The organism is Streptococcus sp. 2018037 (assembly GCF_019754195.1).
Classification (GTDB): Bacteria; Bacillota; Bacilli; order Lactobacillales; family Streptococcaceae; genus Streptococcus; species Streptococcus hashimotonensis.
Genome location: NZ_JAIJZQ010000051.1, coordinates 1 through 1682, shown reverse-complemented (window position 1 = coordinate 1682; position 1682 = coordinate 1). Strand labels below are relative to the sequence as shown.

Below are 1682 nucleotides of genomic sequence, written 5' to 3'. Positions count from 1 at the left end.
TGCCCAGAAATGACGATTGCCAAATTTATATTTGAGATTGGCGTGTTTATCAAACATCATAAGAGCACTCTTACCTTTTAAATAACCCATAAAGCTTGATACACTTAATCTCGGAGGAATACTGACTAACATATGAACATGATCCGGCATCAGATGTCCTTCGATAATTTCTACGCCTTTATAACTACACAAACGTTGGAATATTTCTCCCAAGCTACTTCGATATTGATTATAGATGATTTTTCGTCTATACTTAGGTGTGAAGACAATGAGGTACTTACACAACCACTTTGTATGTGATAAACTATGTGCCTTTTGTGCCATACTTTTCTCCTCTCGCTTTACAATTGGCTTGAACACCTTTATTGTATCGCGTTTGGAGTTTTTTGGTATAACCTTCGTCGCGCACCCGCATAGCGGGTGGTTTATTTGTCACGCACCTTACGGAGCGTGACGGACTAAAAGTCACATAAGCAAAAAAAGAAACGCTGATAAATCAACATTTCTTCATAAACTATACCGGCGGCCGGGGTCGAACCGGCACGCCCGTGAGGGCACTGGATTTTGAGTCCAGCGCGTCTGCCAATTCCGCCACGCCGGCATATAGTTGAACTGGGGTAGCTGGATTCGAACCAACGCATGAGGGAGTCAAAGTCCCTTGCCTTACCGCTTGGCGATACCCCAATATTAAAATAGGCGAGTGAGGGGAATCGAACCCCCGAATGTCAGAGCCACAATCTGATGTGTTAACCACTTCACCACACCCGCCATATAACACGGGCAGTAGGAATTGAACCCACACTGAAGGTTTTGGAGACCTTAGTTCTACCTTTAAACTATGCCCGTAAAGGTATGGAGAGAGAGGGATTCGAACCCCCGAACCCGAAGGAGCGGATTTACAGTCCGCCGCGTTTAGCCTCTTCGCTATCTCTCCGAAATATAATATTAAATTAATGGCGCGAGACGGAATCGAACCGCCGACACATGGAGCTTCAATCCATTGCTCTACCAACTGAGCTACCGAGCCAAATTCTTAAAGAAATTGCGGGAGCAGGATTTGAACCTACGACCTTCGGGTTATGAGCCCGACGAGCTACCTAGCTGCTCCATCCCGCGATAGTAGTAAGGAGGATGTGGGATTCGAACCCACGCACGCTTTTACACGCCTGACGGTTTTCAAGACCGTTCCCTTCAGCCGGACTTGGGTAATCCTCCAAATATAGTCCGTACGGGATTCGAACCCGTGTTACCGCCGTGAAAAGGCGGTGTCTTAACCCCTTGACCAACGGACCATATAATGGGCACGAGTGGAATCGAACCACCGACCTCACGCTTATCAGGCGTGCGCTCTAACCATCTGAGCTACGCGCCCAAACCAAGTTTGGGTATGAACTATGTTCAAAGCGGGTGACGAGAATCGAACTCGCGACAACAGCTTGGAAGGCTGTAGTTTTACCACTAAACTACACCCGCTTATATGGGAGTTAACGGGATCGAACCGCTGACCCTCTGCTTGTAAGGCAGATGCTCTCCCAGCTGAGCTAAACTCCCAATTTGCTAAGCGACTACCGTATCTAACAGGGGGCAACCCCCAACTACTTCAGGCGTTCTAGGGCTTAACTGCTGTGTTCGGCATGGGTACAGGTGTATCTCCTAGGCTATCGTCACTTAACTACTGAGTC

At 47.7% G+C, this 1682-nt stretch carries 1 protein-coding gene, 12 tRNA genes and 1 rRNA gene; all 14 read right to left on the bottom strand.

Annotated features, from left to right (window positions below; all coding sequences use genetic code 11):
• On the bottom strand, positions 1-324 hold a 324-nt coding region (gene tnpA, locus K5Q29_RS10565), incomplete at its 3' end, for an IS200/IS605 family transposase (protein ID WP_205032701.1).
• Between the two features lie 193 nt (positions 325-517).
• Positions 518-601: transfer RNA gene (locus K5Q29_RS10560), tRNA-Leu, on the bottom strand.
• 11 nt (positions 602-612) lie between these two features.
• Positions 613-684 (bottom strand) — tRNA-Gln (locus K5Q29_RS10555).
• Positions 685-695: 11 nt separating this feature from the next.
• Positions 696-768, bottom strand: a tRNA-His gene (locus K5Q29_RS10550).
• 7 nt (positions 769-775) lie between these two features.
• Positions 776-846 (bottom strand) — tRNA-Trp (locus K5Q29_RS10545).
• A 7-nt stretch (positions 847-853) separates the two neighbouring features.
• Positions 854-934, bottom strand: a tRNA-Tyr gene (locus K5Q29_RS10540).
• Between the two features lie 20 nt (positions 935-954).
• Positions 955-1027 (bottom strand) — tRNA-Phe (locus tag K5Q29_RS10535).
• Positions 1028-1042: 15 nt separating this feature from the next.
• Positions 1043-1116, bottom strand: a tRNA-Met gene (locus tag K5Q29_RS10530).
• A 9-nt stretch (positions 1117-1125) separates the two neighbouring features.
• Positions 1126-1215: transfer RNA gene (locus K5Q29_RS10525), tRNA-Ser, on the bottom strand.
• Between the two features lie 5 nt (positions 1216-1220).
• A tRNA-Glu gene (locus K5Q29_RS10520) sits at positions 1221-1292 on the bottom strand.
• 6 nt (positions 1293-1298) lie between these two features.
• Positions 1299-1372, bottom strand: a tRNA-Ile gene (locus tag K5Q29_RS10515).
• Between the two features lie 30 nt (positions 1373-1402).
• Positions 1403-1473 (bottom strand) — tRNA-Gly (locus K5Q29_RS10510).
• Positions 1474-1478: 5 nt separating this feature from the next.
• A tRNA-Val gene (locus K5Q29_RS10505) sits at positions 1479-1551 on the bottom strand.
• 5 nt (positions 1552-1556) lie between these two features.
• Positions 1557-1672, bottom strand: a 5S ribosomal RNA gene (rrf, locus tag K5Q29_RS10500).
• Between the last annotated feature and the right edge of the window lie 10 nt (positions 1673-1682).